Genomic DNA, 21,189 nt, shown 5'->3' with positions numbered 1-21,189 from the left:
TTTTGCTTACTTAAAATCCGAGAATGGAATTTCGAACTCGGGCATCCCTTCCGCATATGGCGTATACTCGTATTGGCCGAAAAAGATGACCAAGCCGTTATGCTTCAAGAAATAATCCCTATCCGGCTCGATCGTCTCGAACGGGTTCAGCAGGTAGATGCCCCGAGCCTTAATCTGGCTCTTGATCTTGCTGTTGATGATCGAGACATACTTATCATGGTTTCCAGTCGCGTCTTTTAACGTGAGCAAGTTGCCTGTCTTAAGATCGAACGTATAAGGTACGCGCGCCGTCGAACCGTGCGCCCCGCCTGTGTAAATGTAATAGTCCACGTATAAGCTGAGTTTTCCTTGTTCATTGTAAGTGATCGTATAAGTCCCATCGAACGCAACCGCGGGAACATGGTCCGGAATTTCACCCAACGCTTCGCTAAGCGACTCCCTGGCCGCATCCGCGTTCAACTCCGCCTCCGATTTCAGGAGGGCGTTGATTTTGTTCTGAACGGCTTCGTCGGCGAAGCCGGAAATTTGCGGGTAGTTGACCAGCAACGATTTCTTCGCGCTTTCTTCCTTAATCACGGCGTTCGTTATTTTAAGATCGTTTTCTTGAATCGCTTCGATTCCGATCGCTTTGGACGCCGTATCGTATGAAACGCCGTAACCCATCCGCTCTAACAAGAAACGAAACGGCACGTATGTCGTATAATTCTGCACGATTGCCGGCAATCCATAGATTGTCTGACCGTTTAGCGTGGCGCCGCCGCTCTTCAGATCCAGTACAAGCACCCGACCGCGCCCAGTAACTGTGACCGTCTGCTTGATCTTATCGAACTTCGTGTTCAAGCCTATGCTTTCGTTCAAGCTGCGTACCGCGATATAGGTTGTGTTATCCGTATTAAGAGCCGATAGATCTACGCGTACGCCTTCAATCGATACAGGTTGGTTTATATTTTTGTAAGGGTTAACCGTAGCCGCATTCGCTTGCTGTGCAGGCAGTATCAAAGGTGTGGACATCAGGGTTGCCGCGACCACAAACGCGATTAAACCTCTTTTCCCTTGCTTCAATCCAGCTTGTTTCATAATAACATCTTCCTTTCCTCTCACTCCCTTATATAGACGGCATGGTAAAGAAGAATGTTCACTCCGACTTAAAATAATTAAAGTAAACCAGCCATTCCTCCAAAATCTGCGACTCCGTCTTGTTGAAGAATTTCCTGGTCGTATCCTCTCTATCTTCCATGGAGATAAGGCCAGAGGATGTGTAGTGTTCGGCGATATACTTCGTGTATAAATGCAGCTGTTCCAAGCCGTACTGAACAGCGATATACCAATACAAAGCTAGAATCACTCCATAATTGCCTTTGCTCGCCTTAACTATATCCGCGAATGACCGCAATGAAGTACCTTCTATTACTTTCGCCCGCCCACCCGCTTGCTGTATGGCATATTGGAAAATAGAGGCTCTATCTTTAATGTCAAAAGTCGCCAGTTTGTTCTTCGTATTGGCGGGATAGGAATAATAGAAGCAAGAACAATACTCCGCAGCGCCTTCCGATAACCAAAAGTAAAAATCTTCTCCGCCATAGTTAAGGTAAGTATTTTTGCTCATCGTAAAATAAGATTGGTTGTCAAAATAGTGACTCAGCTCATGGACGAGAGTTTGGCGATGGTCTCGATGAAGACGACTAGCGTTCATTATGATTTCATTCGGCATTCCGGTTCCGCAATTTAGAATCCAAGCTCCTGTATTGGCTTGCCTATCCGGGGGAAGCGGAGTATTCGACTCATTCGTATAGAAGTAAATATCAAGCGATGAATGAGGTAAGTCGTACGGCTTAAAGCCCCTTTTCTCTTCAATGGCTGACAGCATCTCCCCCAATTCCCCATAGGCGAACTCCTTGCCATACTTCTGATCATAGTCGTCGGTTACATAGATGTTGATCTGCTTCCCGCTCCCCATGTTCAGGGTATAGTGATTAATGTCTTTAATTACTTTTTCATCGGCATATTTACTTCTAACATCCGTTTTCCCGTGATAGCTTAATCCTTCTTTGTTCATTGGCAGCCTACCTTCCGCGAGATTATAAGTGAATGAGTTCAACTATCCTAGTATAATGAATGTATCTCGTATCGAATAGATTAGGCGGTGCATGGCAGTGCTGGAGAAGGAACCCAAAGAGCGGGCCGGAAGAAACAGAACGATTACTCTGTCCGATTCCGAGAAAACCCAATATAGAGCAAAGCTTATTGCGTTATCTGCGAAGGCGAAGCCAGAGGATATCATCGACCGAACGATTAACCAAAACCTATTCGACGCCATTGACCATTTACCTGAAGGGTTTGTCGATCTGATGTTCGTCGACCCTCCTTATAATCTAACGAAAACCTTTAACGGCAAAACCTTTAACCAGATGAATAATCAACAATATACCGAGTGGCTGGACGCATGGTTTTCCCGCATTGTTCGCATATTAAAGCCCCATGCAACGGTCTACATATGCGGCGATTGGCGATCTAGCCATTCGATCTTCGAGGTCGCCTCCAAGTATTTGAACATCATCAACCGCATTACTTGGGAACGCGAAAAAGGCCGCGGAGCGCTCGCCAATTGGAAGAACGCGTCCGAGGATATTTGGCATTGCACGAAATCCGGCGACTACAAGTTTTATGTGGACCGCGTTAAAGTGAAGCGGAAGGTTATTGCCCCCTACCGAACAGAAGAAGGCGCACCTAAGGATTGGGACGATCATTCCGATGGTAAATTCCGGCTCACGCATCCGTCAAATTTGTGGACGGATTTAACGGTTCCGTTCTGGTCGATGCCTGAGAACACGGATCATCCGACGCAGAAGCCGGAGAAGCTGCTCGCTAAAGTCATTCTTGCGAGTTCTGACGAGGGCGACATGGTGTTCGATCCTTTCGGCGGTGTTGGAACGACTTCCGTCGTTGCCAAGAAGCTTAATCGGAGATTCGTCGGTGTCGAAATCGATGAAACTTACTGCTGCCTGACGGAAAAAAGGCTCGAGCTTGCGGAGCGCGACTCATCGATTCAAGGCTATTCCGAAGGAGTCTTCTGGGAACGGAATAGCCTGCATGCGCAAAGCAAACTCTCTAAGCCGAAGCAGTAACCGTTTAAACGGGAGTGAGCACCTGAAATTTTACCATCCACAGGTGCTCCCCTAGCTCATTCAACTGTCAGCCATCCTCTTCCTGGTACTCGCGGTAGGCTCCGAACTCGAACAAATCGTCTTCCCCAAGCGAGAGCGGGATTTCGGCTTGAGCCAAATGAAGACCTTCCGTTATTTTGTTCCACAGTTTCGATCGGGCATACCGTTGGTGAATCAATTGGAAGCGCGTCTGTTCAAGAAGCTGTTTAGCCTCTTCAAAGTGTCCGCGGTCGATCAACAGTGCCGCTCTTCTCTCGATCAGCCATTCATCTTTTAATGCGACGGTCTCTCTCAACCAATACTCTCTTTCCTCGATCGTCTCATTGCCAAGCAGCGCTAAGGTCAGATCCCGCTCGAACACCACTTGGGGATGGAGCGCAAAAACGAGCGACTTGATCTTTCGGAAGCACTCGGCAGAAGCGCGGGAATCTCGTTTATTTCTCCTGTAAATCCTTGCCGCTAATACGCGGGCTCTATCGTCGCTTGATTCGTTCAAATAGGGCAGCGCGTCGTCAATTCGATCATTTCCGGCATACCAGGAACCGAGCTGGAACAGCCATTTGCCCTGCGTATCTCCTTGAGTTACGGCACAAACCCATTGCAACGCTTCCTCCAACTCTTCCATGCCGCTAGGGGCCCATCTGTTGTCATCCAAGTCGGGCGGAGCGGGCAGCTCCGTTGTTTGGCGTTGCCGATAGTTCGAAATCAGACTGCGCCAGAGGCGAATTTCTTCCTCCCTTGCGTAATCAAATCGAGGAATTTGCGCTAATGGCAGCAGTTCGGGCTGCGGCAGCTTGATCCGGTAAATGTCGAGCGGTTCGTCCGACGGGATCCAAAATTCGATATGATGGTGATCTTGTTGCGGCTGCAGTTCATTTTTTATGGATTGGTCAACAATCGGACCCGCTTGGATTTCCAGGCACTGTGCTCCGTTTAACGTCCACTGGGTAACAAACTCCTGATGATGCTCCACCCCGTCCGTCCATAGTTTCATGCCGGGCGTGAGCTCCGGATCTGCGATATGGTACAGGCCGCAGCCCAGGCTTGGCGTATACGCGCCGAACGCATGGCAATCGGGATCGCGCCAGAAAAATCCGGCCATCCGCTTCATATCCGATTGACGCTTCGGGCCTTCCTTGCGCCAATCCAACATTTTCATCTCATCGCCGTGATAGAGTACGGGACCTCCCGGAAAATGGAATTCCGTATCGCCGCATGCGGGAACGCCCGCATTGGACCATGACATCCAGGGATGGGCTTGCCCGGTAGGATTGAAGAAATAAGTGCGCTGCGTCAGAAAAGCGTCTTCCCGGCCAAGCGAATATTCCACGGTCCACTGCATGCCGAACCGGACTTCCCGCTCCCCGCACCAGACGTACAGACGATCTCCGTGCTCTTTCGTCTCATAGGCTACAGGAACGGATTGCACCGGCGAATGGGATATCGGAAAACTGACTTCGATGCCGCCGCCGATATAAAATTGCCGGGGAAGAATCCGGATCGGTCTGACGATGGGAGCGACATACAGCGTTTCCTTGTTCGACTGTTTGTGGACAATGGAATACACCTTGCCCCCCAAATCCGGGCAGATGACTACCCGTACCGCCTCGTTCTCCATGGAAATGAAGCGGTACGATTTCATCACGGGACGGTCGCTCGTCTCGCAATAGCTTTCGTAAGGATACACGCCATCCGGATCCTGAGCCGTGGGGATGGGGCCTGACGGCGTTAGCTGATGAGTCAATAGAAATTGTTCGTACTTGTGTATGGTCAGCATTTTAATCCTCCGCAGTCCTTACTCATAAAGAAATCGCGTCTAAAGAAATGATTTCGGGCAGTGGGAGTACGTTCGGATAGGATGCAGGTTTGCCATCGCCCGGTTTCGTCGCCCACACCCAGGAGGACCACGACGAAACGGATGGGTCGACGGTCAGCTCAAGATCGATCCGGTTTCCGCCCTGAGTCAAAGGGATTCTCATAAACAACCAATCGTCCTCCGCTTTGGAAATCCAGGAATGAGCCCAACCCTCGGCAGAGGTTTCCCATTTGACTTCCGCCTCGTTGCCATTCACCCGAACTTGGTAGTCGGGCACGGGAACCGGATTTGAATTGTTCCCTTCGACGAGAATCAGCAATTCGGCCTGAGGAGCGTTAATTTCAATATCCGCTTCCAGTTGACGGCTGTCGGAAGTTTTTCGATCGTTCAGTATCCGTGCTTGAATATAAGGTTTTCCGGCATAATTGCCCGCAGCCTCCGGAACGTCAATCGCCTGCTCCGCTGGTATAACGGACAGCACGACTGTCTCGTAAGGCGCAAGCCGGATATCGATCGCGTCCCCGCCCCGCACATCCTTGCCGTATTGACGCACTTCCGGATAGAGGCTGACGACGTTAAACTTCCCGGACCGATCGCTTCTCTCAGGCAAACGCAGCACATATGAACCGGGCATGATCCAAGGATTGCGCAGGATAACCAGTCCGTCATCCTTATTCCAGTGCGCGTATCCGTAAGGCTCTCTCGGCATCATCGCTTCATTGGAGACGTCGCGAAGGCGTCCATCCGACCAGGAAGCCGGCAGGAGCGGACTCGCATGCAATAGCGCGGCTGCGTTGGCCCTGGCCCATTTTAATAGCCCTGCGAACTTCTCCCATCTGGCATCGGTCATGAACTCCGGATTTAAATAAACCGGAAGGAACATATGCCCCCTCATAACGGTCATGATTGCATCGTTCATGAAACAATCTTGCGTCTGATGTACAATGCCCAATACCTCCTGGCATACCGGAGGAATGACCGACCTCGCGGTTCCTTGAAGATTAAAGAAATCGCGCGCCGACGTGTAGCTTTCGCGGTATACGGGTGCCGGTACGCGACCGTACGGAACGTCGTCGCCATGAGCGCCGAGGACGGAGTTGGCATACCAAAGCCACCACGGGCTCGGATGCCAGCCAAAGCAGGTCGTCTCCAGCCAGACGTCAGGTACGGCTTGGTGAATGCTTTGCAAAACATCAATCATGCCCTCGGCGATTTTCTCCGAAGCATACGGGCCAGGCTCATGATCGTGGTCCTCTTCCTTGCACTCCAGCATGCATCCGTCCAATTTGATGTGCCGGATCGGATATTGCTGGACCAGACTTACAATGCGGTTTTTGAACGCTTTCTGATATTTGTCGCTTGCGAGACAAATAAACCGTATCGTATGACCCCCGGCCCATGGCGTGGACGATGTTCCGTAACCTTGCTCTTTGGCCCAATCGTTGTCGAGTGCATCCGAATAGCAGGCAGTCGGAGAAATCCACAATCCCAAATCGCTGTTCATCCGGGTCGCCTCCTGCTCCAACTCCGCAAAGCCTTCCGGGAACATGTTCTTATTGATTTCCCAAATACTGTGCCGATCCGACCAGCCCATATCGATGCAGAAAGTATCGAACGATTCCCCTTGCGCGTCATGAAGTTCGTCCCGGAACCGACGCATAATTCGTACAATATCTTCTCTGGCATAAGGTACGGGAGAAGTGTACCAGCTGTTATAGTTGATGTGGAAATGCCCAGGGATTTGACTGTGTCTGCGAAGGTAGGTTTGGAACGCCTCTTTCTCCCCGCCGACGCCCGAGATGCCATAAACGGCTTTCCGGGTTTCATACCAAACGTCCGGCGCCAGCTTCAAACCCGGCTTATGAGCGAGCAGCAGCGTGCCGCTCTCCACTCTTGTGCTCGCTACCGGAAACTCGATGCCTATAAACCAGCCCCGGAAAAAAGCAGGCTGGCTTTGCACAGGATGCGGCTGAAATTGAACCGGGTTTCCTTCATTAATTTCATAACGTTCTAATACCGTTTCTTGCCATAAGCACCCTGCTAATGGAGAGTCAATCCGGAATCGCGCCCACTTCCGCAGCACTCCTTCCTCCAAGGACCACTGTGCATATACCTCAACATCCATTCCAGCCGCGGTATCGGGTGACTCGATACGGTATTCCGTTATATACGAGTTCTCGCCTTCAGAATGCCCGTCCGGTCGAGCGGAGACGGAACAAGCTTCAAAGTCGAACCCCTCGAAGAAAAATTGAGGACATCCAAGCGAAACGTTCAAACCATCCTGACCTATTCGAATACGGACCGCTCGCAAGTTCTCGTCGAACACCACTTGACTGGCTGGAGCTTCCTTCCCGTGCAGCATCGTACACCTCCTGAGTTTACTTTGCGCAGCCGCGCGGCGTTTCCCTATCTATCGTTCCAAGCCTGAAAACTTACATTGGAAAGAACGGACGATAGATTTTCTTGATGCGCTCTTATTGAGGTCAGCACTTCAAATTCCCTGCTCTCTCCGGGAAGCAAAACCGAGTCGTTCTGCAGACAGCGCACATCCGCAGCATCCGCGCCTGGCGGTGCTTTGGCCTTGACGAAGAGTGCGACGGAGCCGCCGACGTTCCGGACAACAAAAGTACCGGTGGAAGTCCCGTTCCCCGCACTTACGGTTTGATTTTTCAGCGAACAATCAAGAATCGGCTTGGGGCCTTCCCATAACGACCGAAACCAGCTTTCCCTCCGTGCGGAAAAGAAATAAACGTTGGACTGCGCGGTGTCGGCGTCCCATCGCAGCCTGATTCCAAATACGTCAGGGCATCTTTCATCTATCGGCATGGAAAATTCAGCCGCCTGTGAAGCCGAATTGGCACCAACTATATGACTCCCTCGCTTCGTCCACAGAAAATTCCCGTTTAGATCGAAACAATCCGCCTGCCAATCGTAGCTGCGATTTTTCCCGCTATTATGGACGTAACAGGCTGCTTTAAAGGTCTCCCCGTGCCGGAAAACCAATTTATCGTATTTCAACGACAGATGGAACGGACGATAGGCTTGACGAACTGCGTAATACGCCATTTTGGGCTCGCCGTAATAATCGACCAGACTGGTGCAGGATACATTCGGCCAAGGCTCGTTGAACTGCCAGACGATGCTGCCGCTGTTGCCGTATTTTCTCCTTCTGTTCGCTTCAAGAGCGTAGCGAATCCCTTCCGCCTGCACCCATTGACTGGCAGCCGCCAATGATTCCAAATTCGGAAGCTCTCCGAAAAATTGCCGGCTTCTCTCGAGCGTATCCCACCATTCGCCATGATGCCGCCATACCAGATTGTCCTGCACGGACGTTACCTTGAGATGTTCATCGGGCAGAAACCGACGCATCGAGGACACGGAGCAACAGCCGTCAACGCCGAATTCACTATGCAGCAAACTGTCGGATCGGTTATACAACTCATAATGCTTCTCCGGCCCTCCGTATTTCCAAGGTCCGTGAACGTCATGATTTTTCCCTGGCTGCTCCACATCCAGAAATTCAAGAGGACCCGATGCGGAAGAAGGGAGAAAAAAACGACCGGGGTCGTAAGTGTCAACTAAGGACTTCAACAAAGCGATATTGTCGTCTTCCGCCGTAACCGGAACGCCATCGTGATCGGTCAGTTCATTGCCGCCGCTCCAGCAGGCTAACGAAATATGATTCCGTTTCGTCTTCAGAGCGCTGACGGCCGTTTCCTCAAGCAGCCGCAGGAAATGCGGGTCTTTGGAAGGCACATTATCGATTCCCGAGCTGGATTGAATGAATTCCTGCCAGATCAGAATTCCGCTGCGGTCGCATAAATCGTAAAAAATTTCTTTTTCGATCAGCCCCCCGCCCCAAACGCGGACGAGATTGATATGGGCCTCTTTCAACATCGTAACTGTCCGTCTATACTGATCATCGGAAACATTTCCGTACAGAATGTCAAGAGGAGTCAAATTAACCCCTTTGATATACATTTTCTCCCCGTTGACTACAATCGTATAGGGAAGCGAATCATGGGGCTCACCCTCGTTGCGGACCCAAGCCAAGCTTCGGAATCCCGTCGCACCTTCCCATTGATCCGCTTTATGTTCGCCATCCCATATTTCGACGTGAACCTCATATACCGGCTGGTCTCCCATCCCGTTCGGATACCAAAACTCCGGGTTCTCTATCTTAAGCTCCGCTTCGCAAACTGTCTGTTCGGCTACAACTACATACTTCTGCCCTGTTTCCGAAACCCTATTGCCGTCCTTGTAAATGGCAACCCGATAAGAGATTGCACGCGGAAACTCTCCAATCCCCTCTGATCCGCACGCCACTAAACTCTTAACCCGAATTACTCCCCTATCCTCGCCGTTCCATTCGGGCTCAAGACGCGTCTCCTTCAAATTCACCCTTCCAGTTACCCCGATATAAACTTCGTCCCAGAAACCGATCGGAACGAGCCGGGCGGAAAAATCCCATTTGTAGGCGAAACGGCTCTTCTGCGTTGATGTCTTGGACGTATATCCGATCTGTCCCATTTCATCTGGAGCGTGCTCGAACATAACCATCAATTCGTTATTTTCCGTTCGCAGCAGGTCTGTAACATCGAGCGCCAAAGGCTGAAACATGCCTTCATGCGTATGCAGCAGCGATTGGTTTAAATAAATATGCGCTTTGTAATCTAATCCTTGAAAACAAAGACGGACGGTTTCGCCCTCTTGGCGATTGAAGTCGAATTTCGTCCGGTAAATCCACCACCTGTTTGCCACCCACTCGCAGCTTAGACTGTTCGTTCCATAGTACGGATCTTCGATGATGCCGGCTTGAAGCAGATCATGCTGCACGCTGCCGGGCACCGTGGCCGGAATCCAATCCGTTACTCCCAGCAATTCCCCGCCCGTCTCCAGGCTTTTGCCCAGTAAAGGCACAAAGGGATAAAAACCTTTCAAATCCCACTCATCCAATTTTATCTTTCTGATTGACATCCGATCCTCTCCGTCCATGCGATCGCCATAAGTTGGTGCGGCTGCTTAAAGGCGCATGCGGGGAAACGGGCAGCCTGATTGTAAGTTCCTGCTGTTTGTTCCCCGTCTCCCCGCATACCCTCAGCGAAATTTGAAATTTATCGGCGGATGAGATACACCATGTCAACACGCAAGCCGGCGTTGCTCCAATCGGTAAGCCTCAAATTATAAGTCCCGTCGTACGCGATATCCATAACGTACTGATCAATATAATCCGTAGGACTATTGACGGCGGCCGTTCCGGTTGCGATAACCGTATTCGTATCTTCATTGAATTGATGTTCCGTGAAATTTCCGGTTCCTTTTACGGTGACGTACACGCCGTAATTGCCTGCAGGCAGCCGGGTACCAAGCGCCCACCAGGAATAAATCCCGTCCGACGCCAAAGTCATTACCTTGCCGCCGACGATACCCGGGTTGGCGTCATTCGTATTGCCAACATCCAGATAGGTCAATATTTCATCCTTCTTCGGCACGGCCGCGTAGAAATCCATATAGCCGCCTGCCGCTCCGAAATCGCTCAGCAGCAAATTGTAGCTGTTGTTATAGCTGAACGTGCCGGCATAATAATCCGCGTAAGCGTTGTTCGTGTCCGTCGTATACGAGTTAAGATACATATTCTGACTCGTCTCCATGTTGCTGACCCCGAAGCTGTGGCCGATGCCGGAGCCGGTCGTTCGGGCATAAAAGTTGTATATGTTCGGAAGAAACCTGCGCTGGTAAGGACCCCACATATAGTTGCCGCTTACATCGGCGGGTTTGGCGTGACCGAAGATAGTTTTCGGATCCGCCGGGTCATCGGTGTAATTTCCCCATACCGTATTCGGACTCAACGGGAAGTTCGTGAAATGGGGCTCCAAATGGACTTCGTCCACATGCAGGCCTGCCGGACTCCAATCGGCCAATCGCAGGTTATAAGTTCCGTCATAGGAAATGAATCCGGCGAAATACTCTTTGTATCCCGTAGAGTTGACCGGGACCGCCATCGATTTGATCGTGGTTCCCGCATCCTTGTTGCCTTGGAGAAGATTAAACGTGCCCGTTCCTTTCGCCCTGACGTACACCCGGAACTTGTTAGGATTCAGATCCTTGTTCAATTCCCACCAGAGATAGGATCCCGCGGAAGTCCGCGTGGCGGCTCCGCCGCCGACGGCAGCAGTGTCTGCCGTTCCTCCAAGGTCGTAATACTTGAATCCTTCATAGCTCGGGACCAAGTAGACTTCGTCCATTATGATAGATCCGTTGCTCCAATCGGCCAACCTCAGATCGTAGGTCCCGTCATAATCGATTTTTCCGACATAATAATCCTGCAGCGTATAGTAGGTGAGATCGTTGCTGTTAATCTTCACGTTCATCGACTTAACCGTTGTACCGGTATCCTCGTTGACTTGGTTCACGGTTACGTTACGGTTGTATCCATGTGCCCGAACGAATACTTTGTAGGTGCCGGCCGGCAAAGTTCGGTTCAGATCCCACCAGAAATAGGTGCCGTCCGTCGATCGCGTGAACACTTGCCCTCCGATGGCATCCCGATAAGGCGAACCCTGGATGTCATAGACGTATGTTTGCAAATTGGTCAGCAAACCCTTGATAATATCGAGATTACGAGTTCCGGCTTCCTTGGTCCGGTTAAGGTTTCCACCCTCATGCATCTCGTTCCAGTTGCTGAGATCGATGATTTTCCGTCCGGAATACAAAGCGCCTTTTAGCTGGGAGGTTAGCCGCTCACCATTCGGGTCGGGAATGATGATCGGGTGACCTCCCGAGTTGACCGAAGTAGCGGTATTGTTGGCACCCGAACCGACGCCGCCTACAGCCGAATCCAGACCGCCAAATCCGAGCACGTTATTGGCGGAACCCCAATAGTCGTGCACATCGTATTCCATATTGCTGTTGTAGCCCCACATCGTCTCCGGAGCGAGGAACAACTCCAGCCCGAAGTCTGCCTGAAACCGGGTGTTGATATAACTGAACACGTTATCGTAATCGATCGGGCTCTGGTTCCCCTGCTCGTACGTACTGAACCAGACTTTGCCGTCAACGCGCGCCCAGTATTGCGGCGGGATCATCGAATAGAAGTCTTTCACCTTCTTATACAGATCCTCCAGCTCGTATTGGGTGGTAAGCCCCTTCTGAACCCCGTTATCCTCGTGTCCCCTGTTGGAATACCCGGGATAATCGCTCCGCAGCGAATTCGTATCGAAAAACAGCCCGATCCGCGGAGGCGTTTTGCCTTCGGCGGTGAGATTGTCGAGCGCGGTCACCATAGCGGGCAAACCGACGATGCTCCATTTTCCCATTTCCGATTCCGAGCCCCAGTAGCATAGCCCGGCAATATCGACGCCCGTATCGATCATATCCTGCAGCTCGTTTTTCCAAAATTGCGGATCGTATTTGCTGTAGGTGGCCATAACGGCATCCGGCGGATGGTTTTGCAAAATATCTTTCCCGCTCTCATTCATGTGAGCATGGCTATAGACGTCGTACCAGTAAAAGAATGAGGTGTAAACGATCCGGTCCGTGGCGGATTGGAAAGTCGGTCCGGTGAAATCGGTAATGTACGGCTTAACGTATTCGCCGGGCGTAATATAGACGTTCACCCTGTGAATGTTCACGTTGCCGGTTGCTTTCTTGGCAACCAGACGGAAGTCCGATGCGGCGTTCTGCGCGTTCGTGAAGCTGGCGTCGCTGATCGGAATCGTATATAGCTTCCACTGGTTGGAGCCGGTGCCCTGTACGGTTGCCGTCTCCTTATAGGCTCCTCCTGCGGTGGAGCTGTACTGCACCGCGAACAAGTTGCCGGCAGCATTGTCATAGTATTCAACCGTAACCCGCAGGTCGCGCTTAGCGGCAGCATTCCATTTGAAGCTGTTCCGCAGATCGAAATACATGTACTGAGTGGATGCGGAGTCTTTGCTCACATATCGCGCGCTTTGCGACAGCCCGCTCGATACCGGTGCCGTCCCGTCCGTGAACGTATTCATGTACACTTTATCTTCCGTATTCGGGTTACCCAAAATGGAAGATGCTGTGTAAGTCTGCGGAGGAATCTGCACGACGACCTGATGGATGTACACATGTTTGCCCGCCGCGGTGACGCCGATTCTGAAGTCGGAGCCTCCGTTCTGACTATTGTTGAAATTGTGATCGACGAGCGATACGGAGACGTTCTTCCACTTGTTCGTTCCGCTCTTCGTCACGACTGTCGCATTTTTGTAAGCGCCGGAGCCGAGAGAGTCGTACTGAATAAAGAAAGTGTCGCCCGGGGTCCCGTCGTCGTAGAACCAGAAATCGATTTCGACGCGGGGATGTTCGATCCACGTCTTGGACCGCAGGGCGAACGAGTCGTCGATGTCGAGATACATATATTGCTCGTTCGCGTTGCTGCCGCTCAGCCGCTTGGCCGTCTTCCCTCCTATATTGCTGAAATACACGGGCTGACCATCAGTAAATGACTTTTGAGTGAGCAATACGGAGCTGTTGTTGGGACTCCCCATCGTGATATGCGCGGAATAGTCGACCGGATAGTAATCCTCGAAGCTTTTCGGCCCTCCGCCCGTAAAGGGTAAAGCATAAGCCAAACCCGCAAAAACGAGAACGCCTGCCAGAAGCAGCAAAAAGGTGAAAAAATGCCGGTAAGCCGAATGTTTTCCTCCTGATTTCCCCACTTGATTAACCACCTTTCGAATGTGTGTGTGTTAACCTTTAATGGCTCCGCTTGTCACGCCTGAGACGATATACCTTTGCAAGAAGAAATAGGCTGCGAACAGCGGTGCGGTCACGACGATGATTCCAGCGCTCAAGTAGTTCCATTTGGTTGCGTACTGTCCAAAATACAAATAAAGTCCGGACGTAAGAGGTCTCATGTTCCGGTCCGTCAGGAACAAATAGGGATTGATGAAATCGTTCCATGTGCCGATGGCGACCAGCATGCCAACCGTCGCTATGGCCGGCTTCATAAGCGGGAATACAATGGTCAATATGTACCGAAAGTATCCGCAGCCGTCGATTGCCGCAGCCTCGTCCAATTCCCTGGGTACCCCTTTGACGAAAGCGACGAAAATGAATACCGAGATAGAGAGACTATTGCCGATCATCAGTAAAACATAGCCGTAGTAGGTATTGATCAGCGCCAATGCATTCATCACATACAGCAGCGGCACAAGAGCGACGGGAAAAAACAAAGCCGACAGGAACACAAAGTAGACAACCTGAGATCCTCTAAAATGCTTGCGGGCAATCGGGAACGCCGCCAAACCGGAGATGAGACAGGCTCCGAGCGAAGCCAGCACCGCATAGATCAAACTGTTTTGAAAATAAACGCCCATTTCCCCTTGGATCCACACTTGACGGAAATTGTCCCACTGCGGAGATTCCACCAAACCAAGAGAATGGTTTAAAAACTCGGCGTCGCTTTTGAGCGCTACGTTAAGAACGAGCAAAAGAGGAACTACCATCGTCAGAGTAAGCGCCCCTAGGGCGGCGTTCACCAATCCGGTTTGGATTTTGCTCTGCATCCTCATAGGTCCGCCTCCTTGCGCTGCAAATAAGTTTGAACGATCAGCACGACGGCAAGGACAATGACAAAATGGATGATCGACAAAGCGGCGGCATACCCTTGGCTGCTCCCCGGCGTCAGCAAGTTTTTGAAAATATGCATCCCCAGCGTCGTAGTCGCCGTTCCCGGTCCGCCATTCGTCATGACGACAATGATGTCGAACGTCTTTAAGGTGCCGATGATGCTAAGCAGTACATTTACCGTAATGGAAGGCCGGAGCATCGGGAGTGTGATATGAAAAAAAGAAGCTCTTGCGTTCGCCCCGTCGATTTTGGCCGACTCGTACAGATGCTCCGGAATTCCTTGAAGCCCTGCCAAGTATAAAATCATGGCATATCCGAGAGAGCTCCAGATCGTAACGAACACAACCAAATATAAAGCGGTATCCGGGCTGCCGAGCAGCGCGGAATTGCCGCCGAAAAACTGCACAATCCGAATTAACGGTCCTGAATAAGGATCCAGGATAAGCGTCCAGATCAAACCGACTACGACAACTCCCAGAATCGTCGGAGCGAATATAACCGAACGATAGAAATTGCGGAGCCGGATTTTCATATTGAGGAATACGGCCACGATAACGGCAGCCGCATTCTGGATGAAGGTGACCAGGACGGCAAATATAAACGTCACCTTGATGGAGTGCCATAAGCCTTCCGATTCCCATGTAAAGGCTCGCGTATAATTATCCAGCCCTACCCAATGGATCGGTTTGTGCACATTACCGTTGAAATCGGTGAACGAGAAATAGATGTTGCCGATGCTGGGGAACAAGACAAAAACGGCATATAGCAGCAGGGCCGGCGTAACAGCGACTATAGGCCATATAGCTCCGCGTCCTTTGGTTCTCAATTGTGCACCTCCCTGTTGCCTGGACAGAGGCCTCGTCATGAAAGAGAGGCCTCCCTAGCGACGCGTACTGCGATTCGTTGCTAAATTATTTCCAGTTCGGCTTGCTGTCGATAAAATCTTGCTGCATCTTTGCCGCCGCTTCCTCCGGTTTCATATTGCCCAAGATTGTCCGAATGGCGTAATCGGTATAATTGTATTTGGCTCCGATGACTTGATAAGACTCCCAGAACCCCGTCTGTTGGTTTAACAACTGGGCGATGGCTTGGGTAATCGGACTGCTCATTTGAATATCTTTCATAACGGGCAGCATCTTGGCGACTTCAATGTACCGCTTGTAATTATCCGGGCGGGACAGGAATTCCAAGTATTTCAGAGCCGCATCTTTGTTCTCGGCGTCTTTATAAATCATCCATCCGCTGTCGCCGTTCGACACCGGAGCCGTATTGTTCAGCTCAGCTTTGTCGCTGCCTGGAGTCAAGAACACGCCGACCTCAAATGCTGGATTCGCAGCTTCAATCTGCTGTGAGCTCCAAGAACCGTCGATCATCATCGCCGCTTTCCCTTGTGCGAACAATCCCGGCGCCTCACCGTACGCAAGCCCGACCGCATTTTTCTGCAAGTATTTGCTCAAAGTTTGCAGCTTCGTATACACTTCCACCCAAGCGGGATCGGTGAATTTGGTCGTTTCGGTTTTCATGCCGCTGTAGAAATCGGGCTGGCTGCCCTGGACGATGCCGGCTTCCAAGCCTATGAGAATCATGTTGATCGGCCATTGATCCTTACCGCCGAACATAACCGGATCCACGCCGCTCGCTTTGATCTTCTCGCATACTTCCACAAATTCCGCCCACGTCTTCGGAACGGACAGGCCCAAATCGGCGAATATTTTCTTGTTGTAGTAAGTCACGACCGATGTGGCCAGCATCGGGAACAGGTACTGCTTGCCGTCCGCTTGGCCAGACTTCAAGGCTCCCGGCAGAAAACGTTCCAGATAAGGTTGTCCGCTAATGTCCAACCAATTGTCGCGAATGACGGGATCCGTAACGTCCCTCGCGCCACCGCCTACCAAGTCGACATCCCCGGTCGTCAGACGGGCTTGCTTTAACTGGGCGTAATCCTTGGTCGGAACGGCATCGTACTTAATGTGGATATTCGGGTATTCCTGTTCGAATTTGGCGTTGATTTCATCGTAAAACGTCTTATCTTCCACCCTGAAGTTAATGATGCGCAGATCCACGTCCTTCTCGGGACTGTTCGATGCTGTCTGGGACTGCGGCGCCGGCGTCCCCGTGTTCTCCCCCGAAGATTCGGCAGGTTTGTCGTTGTTGCCGCCGCAGCCTGCCAATACCGACAGAACAATAAGCGACAGCGCCATCATAAGTGCGATTTTCCGTTTCATAAGCTCCCCCTAATTGATAAAAGTTGAATTGATTATGAAGCGCTTCCAAGAGGATCCTCAACACGATTATATATCCGTACCCACTTCATTGTAAACAGTTTTTACGAAACTTATTTATGTTTTTTCTTCAACTTGTTTCGTAGAAATATTTTCCATTTAAAAAATCATAGAGTATTGACCGAATTCCGCTCGACGATCGAGGTTGTAATCATCACGTGCTCCGGCCGGGACTCGCTGTTGTTGAGCCGTTCAAACAGCAGTTGAACCGCGCGGCTCCCCATTCGATCTTTGCATGCGTCCACGGAGGTCAAGGGCGGACTGACCCATTCGCACATCCGCAAGTTGTCAAAGCCGATAAGAGAAACATGCTCCGGACAGGATAAGCCGAGCCTTTCCATCAACTGAAGCATAAGAATGGCGATCGGATCGTTGGCGCATACGAGAGCGCTGGGACGGTTTTTCGCTTCCAAACAGGAAAGAACCTGAGAGGTGGACACGGGAATCCGTTTGCCTTCCCTGCTGCTCGTCATATCGGTTTGTTCAATGATCGCGCCGGGATTCTGCGCAGAATAATCGCGGATGGCGTCCTTATAGCCGCGGTATCTTTCGCTGAAGCTGGCGGAATAGGCAATGTCGCCGGCAAAACCGATTTTGCGGTGCCCCTTGTCCAATAAGTAGCGGGCAGCATCGTATCCGCCGCTGTAGTTTTCGGCCAATACGTGATCCAGTTTCGTTTGATAGTGAAACGAATCAACGAGAATAACCGGAATGCCCGTAGCTTGAACCGCAAGAATATACGAGATTGGAACTTCCCCCATGATCAACGCTCCATCTACTTTTCTGTCGACTATGCAATTGGGGATCCCTTCGCTTGACGGCAAAGAAAGATCGACTCCCGACAAAATCATGCTGAAAGACTGCTTGCTTAACTCCAACTCCATATTGCTGATGATTTCACCCCAATATTCGATATCGCTCAGATCCTCCCTCGGCAGCAATACCGCAACAATTCCCGTTTTCGAAGCAGGTATATTCATCACGGAAGAATTGACGCGATATCCTAGACGGATGGCGGCTAATCTAACTCGTTCCTTCGTTTCTTCACTGACCCCCTGTTGATTGGAAAGCGCTTTGGATACGAGCGATTTGGACATTTGCAGCTCGTCCGCAATTTGTTGCATTGTTATTTTTTTAGCCACTTTGTTTTCTCCCGTCTATAAATGAACTAAAAAAATCATACACTGTAAACGACATCGTTTCAACATTTATATCAACAAATTTCAACTTTAGATCTATGGTTTCTTCGGATAGATCGAACTACTTCACCGTGCCGTAATTTCCAATTGGTTTGCAGTTCGTATGTATACACGTATTATTTTCCCTCAACCCTGTTGTCCGGCGTCCGTATCCGTTAACCCATGCCAACCACCAAATTTATTATAGAATGATTGCCTTTATTAAGAACTGGACTGGGATTTATCTTATTCTGGACTGGATTTAGGACTTCCCATTATCTCTTCATATGTTGGCAGCAAAATAAAAAACCTTCCGGGATGGAAGGTCTTTATTGGCCTAGGAACGGAATACGCTGCGTAATCAAGGTAAAGCTTCTAAGCATAAGGAGTAAACTATTCTACCGCAGACCCCTTCCCGCCGAGCCCCGATTCTCTCGCCATGATGATCGCTTGGGATCTATCGACGACTTGAAGCTTGTTTAGGATATTCGAAACATGATTTCTTACCGTCTTCGGACGTAAGCCGAGCAGAGAACCAATGTCCGTATTGTTATGTCCTTTGGCAATGAACGAAAGCACTTCGCGCTCTCTGGAAGTCAACTGAGGGAAAACATCAGCTTGGGATTGATGGTTATGCTCATTGAAGTAATACATCATCCGTCTGGCTATCGCCGCGCTGAATATCGATTCCCCGTCGGCTGCAGCGTACACCGCCCTGATGATCTCCCGACTTCTGGCTCCTTTCAACAAATATCCTCGGGCACCAGCGCGCATCGCGGAAAAAATAGAATAGTCGTCCTCGAGCATGCTCAAGATGAGAACGCCGATATGCGGGCTTGTGCGGATGATCTCCCGGGTGGAATCAATTCCGTTCAGCTCCGGCATATGCACATCCATCAGGACGATATCCGGTTGATACTGCTCGGCAAGCCGGGTCGCTTCCCGCCCCGTCCTCGCTATGCCCACCACCTCGAAGTCGGGAGCCGCGCGCAATATTGAAATGAGCCCTTCAACAAACACGGGATGATCATCCGCCAATAAAATACGGATACTATCGCTTTCTTCAGGCTCTCGCCATTCCATCTCTGTCTGCCTCCACCCTATAAGGAATGAATACATGAACCTCCGTGCCTGGACCTTCACCTTCCGAATGGATCAATTCGCAACGGCCGCCCAACTCCTCCGCGCGCTCTCTCATGGAACGAACGCCGATACCCGGGACGAAAGGCTTCCGGAATCCTACGCCATTATCCTTAACGATAAGCTTCAGCCAACCATCGAATTTCGTGAAGGCGATTTGAACTTGGCTGGCCGCTCCATGACGAATGGCATTCGTGAGCGCTTCCTGGATGATCCGGTATATGGCTACTTCCGCCGCGGTACTTAGCACAGGGAGCGGCTTCGGCGTTGAAACCGACACATGGAAATCCGCGCCTTCATAACGAATCGCGAGCTCCTGCACTGCGAAGAGCAAGCCGAACTCATCCAGAACCGGCGGTCTGAGCGTATACACCAGGCGGCGAATATCCGATATCGCTTCTTCGATTCCGGTTTGAACGCCGTTCAATTGTTCGGTTAGTAAGGCGTCATGATCGTAACGGTCCGCAATGGCATCCGCCCTTAGGAGAATACTCGCCATACCGGCACCGAGACCGTCATGTAAATCGCGCCCCAATCGGCGCCGCTCTTCCTCCCTTGCATAAACGAGCCGCTCTCTCGATTGCTTAAGCTCTTCCGTCAGCCGCGCCGCCCGCACGGCCACGCTAACTTGGCGGACTAAGTGATACAGCAGCTCTTCCGTTTCCTTCGACATCGTATCCGGCAAACGAGAAACACCCAAAATAAGAACGCCCACTTCCTCCGAGTTCCATTGGAGTGGAATTTCCGTAACATCATGGCCTTGTTGTCCGTACTCCGCAGCAAGTTCACTTGCCTCGCTGCCATGTATTCTTATGGCCGTATAGGGAAGCTGAAGCGCTTGAGCGATTCCTCGCACTACATCCGTCCACACGGATTGCTGCTCCATCACCTTGTCCATTCGGTCAACGAGGCGCGTCAGGATCTGATACGGCGTTTGGGGTTCGCCATAGACCAGACGATTAATGCCTCGCTGCAAACGAATGTGCAATGGATGAAATACGACTACGACAATACCCGTTGCTACTAGCGCAACGAGCAAATCGTCCTGCCGAAGCAGCATGCTGAATCCCCCTACCGTCGCGGCATACAGCATAACAAGAATAAAGCCTAGCACGGAGACAAGGAATGTTCTGCTGAGCCTTGCGGACACGGACTCCGATTGGCGCTCAAGCACTCCAATGCCAATAGAGAACGGCCAGAACAATAATCCGGCATAGAAAAACACATGAAAGACGAGCTGGAGCAAGCCATCATGCAGCACATACTGCAAGGCTAGCATAAGCCCGCCGGTCACGTAGCAGAGGACGCTGAACATAAACCACTTGATATGGCGGCGCTCCGACGCGGTTAACGATCGTCGGCATCTATAAATGAGCGAGTAGACGAGAGGGCCGTGAGTAACAAGGAGCAGCACGGTCATGAAGAGGGGATCCCAATTCAAACTCTCCCACGTCGCGGGGTAAATAAATCGATACGATTGAACCGTTACCCAGATCGTGGCGGGAAACGCCGTCCATCTCGGAGTAAATTTGCCATCGGGAAATAAGAATAGGAAGGGCAGGTAGAATGAACCTACGTTATTGAGGGTCGTAAAAAACGTATAGATAAGCGGGTAAGGGCGCAGCGCTTGATCGTCCGAGCAGAAAATCGTTCCGATGATAATCAGAAATAGTGAAGCAAGAATTCCGTAAACATCCTGGCTTCGATAACGGTATAACAAAGCCCCGATGGCCAAGTAAGAAATATTGGATATCGACATGAATACGACGAGCAGGCCGCTATAGAAGGAGGTGGATAAACCATATCCCTGCAGATCCGCCGCCGTATCGTCCGTTAAGTACATCAAGCCATCGCAATGCGGAGATTGTCCGCACGGAACTTGAAGCAAAGAGTAACCTTCCCACTTCGACACCACGAAGACGGACAGCGCCATGAATAGGATGACCCACCACAAGATATGCAGGCCGATAAGATACCATTTCCTATTCATTTTAGACACCTCCGCCTTCCCA

General features: G+C 50.9%; 13 protein-coding genes. 1 reads left to right on the top strand and 12 read right to left on the bottom strand.

Translation table 11 applies throughout. The features are described from left to right. Positions 1-6: 6 nt before the first annotated feature. Both K7P76_RS00990 and K7P76_RS00985 read right to left on the bottom strand, forming a co-directional pair. Positions 7-1,077 carry a PdaC/SigV domain-containing protein gene (locus K7P76_RS00990; protein ID WP_232182207.1) on the bottom strand — a complete coding sequence of 357 codons (1,071 nt, stop codon included), beginning with the start codon at positions 1,075-1,077 and terminating at the stop codon, positions 7-9. Between the two features lie 58 nt (positions 1,078-1,135). Next, the gene (locus tag K7P76_RS00985; protein ID WP_232182206.1) at positions 1,136-2,056 is read right to left on the bottom strand and encodes a hypothetical protein; all 921 of its coding nucleotides are present in this window, start codon (positions 2,054-2,056) and stop codon (positions 1,136-1,138) included. A gap of 97 nt (positions 2,057-2,153) precedes the next feature. On the opposite strand from K7P76_RS00985, the gene K7P76_RS00980 reads away from it, so the two are divergent. Further along, complete coding sequence (locus K7P76_RS00980; protein ID WP_232182205.1) at positions 2,154-3,125, top strand: DNA-methyltransferase; 972 nt, start codon at positions 2,154-2,156, stop codon at positions 3,123-3,125. Positions 3,126-3,192: 67 nt separating this feature from the next. Here K7P76_RS00980 and K7P76_RS00975 read toward each other — a convergent pair whose 3' ends face one another. From K7P76_RS00975 to K7P76_RS00930, 10 genes are all read right to left on the bottom strand, one after another. Continuing rightward, positions 3,193-4,941, bottom strand: coding sequence for a DUF5107 domain-containing protein (locus K7P76_RS00975; RefSeq protein WP_232182204.1), 1,749 nt, complete (start codon positions 4,939-4,941; stop codon positions 3,193-3,195). 22 nt (positions 4,942-4,963) lie between these two features. Beyond that, the gene (locus tag K7P76_RS00970) at positions 4,964-7,342 is read right to left on the bottom strand and encodes an alpha-galactosidase (RefSeq protein ID WP_232182203.1); all 2,379 of its coding nucleotides are present in this window, start codon (positions 7,340-7,342) and stop codon (positions 4,964-4,966) included. Positions 7,343-7,386: 44 nt separating this feature from the next. Beyond that, complete coding sequence (locus K7P76_RS00965; protein ID WP_232182202.1) at positions 7,387-9,957, bottom strand: glycoside hydrolase family 2 protein; 2,571 nt, start codon at positions 9,955-9,957, stop codon at positions 7,387-7,389. 137 nt (positions 9,958-10,094) lie between these two features. Further along, positions 10,095-13,664, bottom strand: a complete 3,570-nt coding sequence (locus tag K7P76_RS00960) for a hypothetical protein (RefSeq protein ID WP_232182201.1) — start codon at positions 13,662-13,664, stop codon at positions 10,095-10,097. Positions 13,665-13,694: 30 nt separating this feature from the next. Further along, a complete protein-coding gene (locus K7P76_RS00955; protein ID WP_232182200.1) occupies positions 13,695-14,519 on the bottom strand; it encodes a carbohydrate ABC transporter permease in 825 nt (274 codons plus the stop codon). Next, on the bottom strand, positions 14,516-15,403 hold the full coding sequence (locus K7P76_RS00950; protein ID WP_232182199.1) for a carbohydrate ABC transporter permease: 888 nt from the start codon (positions 15,401-15,403) through the stop codon (positions 14,516-14,518). Before K7P76_RS00950 ends, K7P76_RS00955 begins: the two co-directional genes overlap by 4 nt. A gap of 85 nt (positions 15,404-15,488) precedes the next feature. After that, complete coding sequence (locus K7P76_RS00945) at positions 15,489-16,802, bottom strand: ABC transporter substrate-binding protein (RefSeq protein WP_232182198.1); 1,314 nt, start codon at positions 16,800-16,802, stop codon at positions 15,489-15,491. 164 nt (positions 16,803-16,966) lie between these two features. Next, on the bottom strand, positions 16,967-18,001 hold the full coding sequence (locus K7P76_RS00940) for a LacI family DNA-binding transcriptional regulator (RefSeq protein WP_232182197.1): 1,035 nt from the start codon (positions 17,999-18,001) through the stop codon (positions 16,967-16,969). A 429-nt stretch (positions 18,002-18,430) separates the two neighbouring features. Continuing rightward, positions 18,431-19,120 carry a response regulator transcription factor gene (locus K7P76_RS00935; protein ID WP_232182196.1) on the bottom strand — a complete coding sequence of 230 codons (690 nt, stop codon included), beginning with the start codon at positions 19,118-19,120 and terminating at the stop codon, positions 18,431-18,433. Further along, positions 19,101-21,167: a sensor histidine kinase gene (locus tag K7P76_RS00930; RefSeq protein ID WP_232182195.1), complete on the bottom strand. Its 2,067-nt coding sequence runs from the start codon at positions 21,165-21,167 to the stop codon at positions 19,101-19,103. The genes K7P76_RS00935 and K7P76_RS00930 overlap by 20 nt, the downstream gene beginning before the upstream one ends. Positions 21,168-21,189: the final 22 nt, after the last annotated feature.

This window comes from Cohnella silvisoli, assembly GCF_021190915.1.
GTDB classification, from domain to species: Bacteria; Bacillota; Bacilli; order Paenibacillales; family Paenibacillaceae; genus Cohnella; species Cohnella silvisoli.
This window is presented reverse-complemented; position numbering and strand designations above follow the sequence as displayed.

Excerpts from the sequence above, each read along its gene's own strand:
- K7P76_RS00990 (WP_232182207.1), bottom strand. The coding sequence starts at position 1,077 with ATGAAACAAGCTGGATTGAAGCAAGGGAAAAGAGGTTTAATCGCGTTT.
- K7P76_RS00985 (WP_232182206.1), bottom strand. The coding sequence starts at position 2,056 with ATGAACAAAGAAGGATTAAGCTATCACGGGAAAACGGATGTTAGAAGT.
- K7P76_RS00975 (WP_232182204.1), bottom strand. The coding sequence starts at position 4,941 with ATGCTGACCATACACAAGTACGAACAATTTCTATTGACTCATCAGCTA.
- K7P76_RS00970 (WP_232182203.1), bottom strand. The coding sequence starts at position 7,342 with ATGCTGCACGGGAAGGAAGCTCCAGCCAGTCAAGTGGTGTTCGACGAG.
- K7P76_RS00965 (WP_232182202.1), bottom strand. The coding sequence starts at position 9,957 with ATGTCAATCAGAAAGATAAAATTGGATGAGTGGGATTTGAAAGGTTTT.
- K7P76_RS00955 (WP_232182200.1), bottom strand. The coding sequence starts at position 14,519 with ATGAGGATGCAGAGCAAAATCCAAACCGGATTGGTGAACGCCGCCCTA.
- K7P76_RS00945 (WP_232182198.1), bottom strand. The coding sequence starts at position 16,802 with ATGAAACGGAAAATCGCACTTATGATGGCGCTGTCGCTTATTGTTCTG.
- K7P76_RS00935 (WP_232182196.1), bottom strand. The coding sequence starts at position 19,120 with ATGGAATGGCGAGAGCCTGAAGAAAGCGATAGTATCCGTATTTTATTG.
- K7P76_RS00930 (WP_232182195.1), bottom strand. The coding sequence starts at position 21,167 with ATGAATAGGAAATGGTATCTTATCGGCCTGCATATCTTGTGGTGGGTC.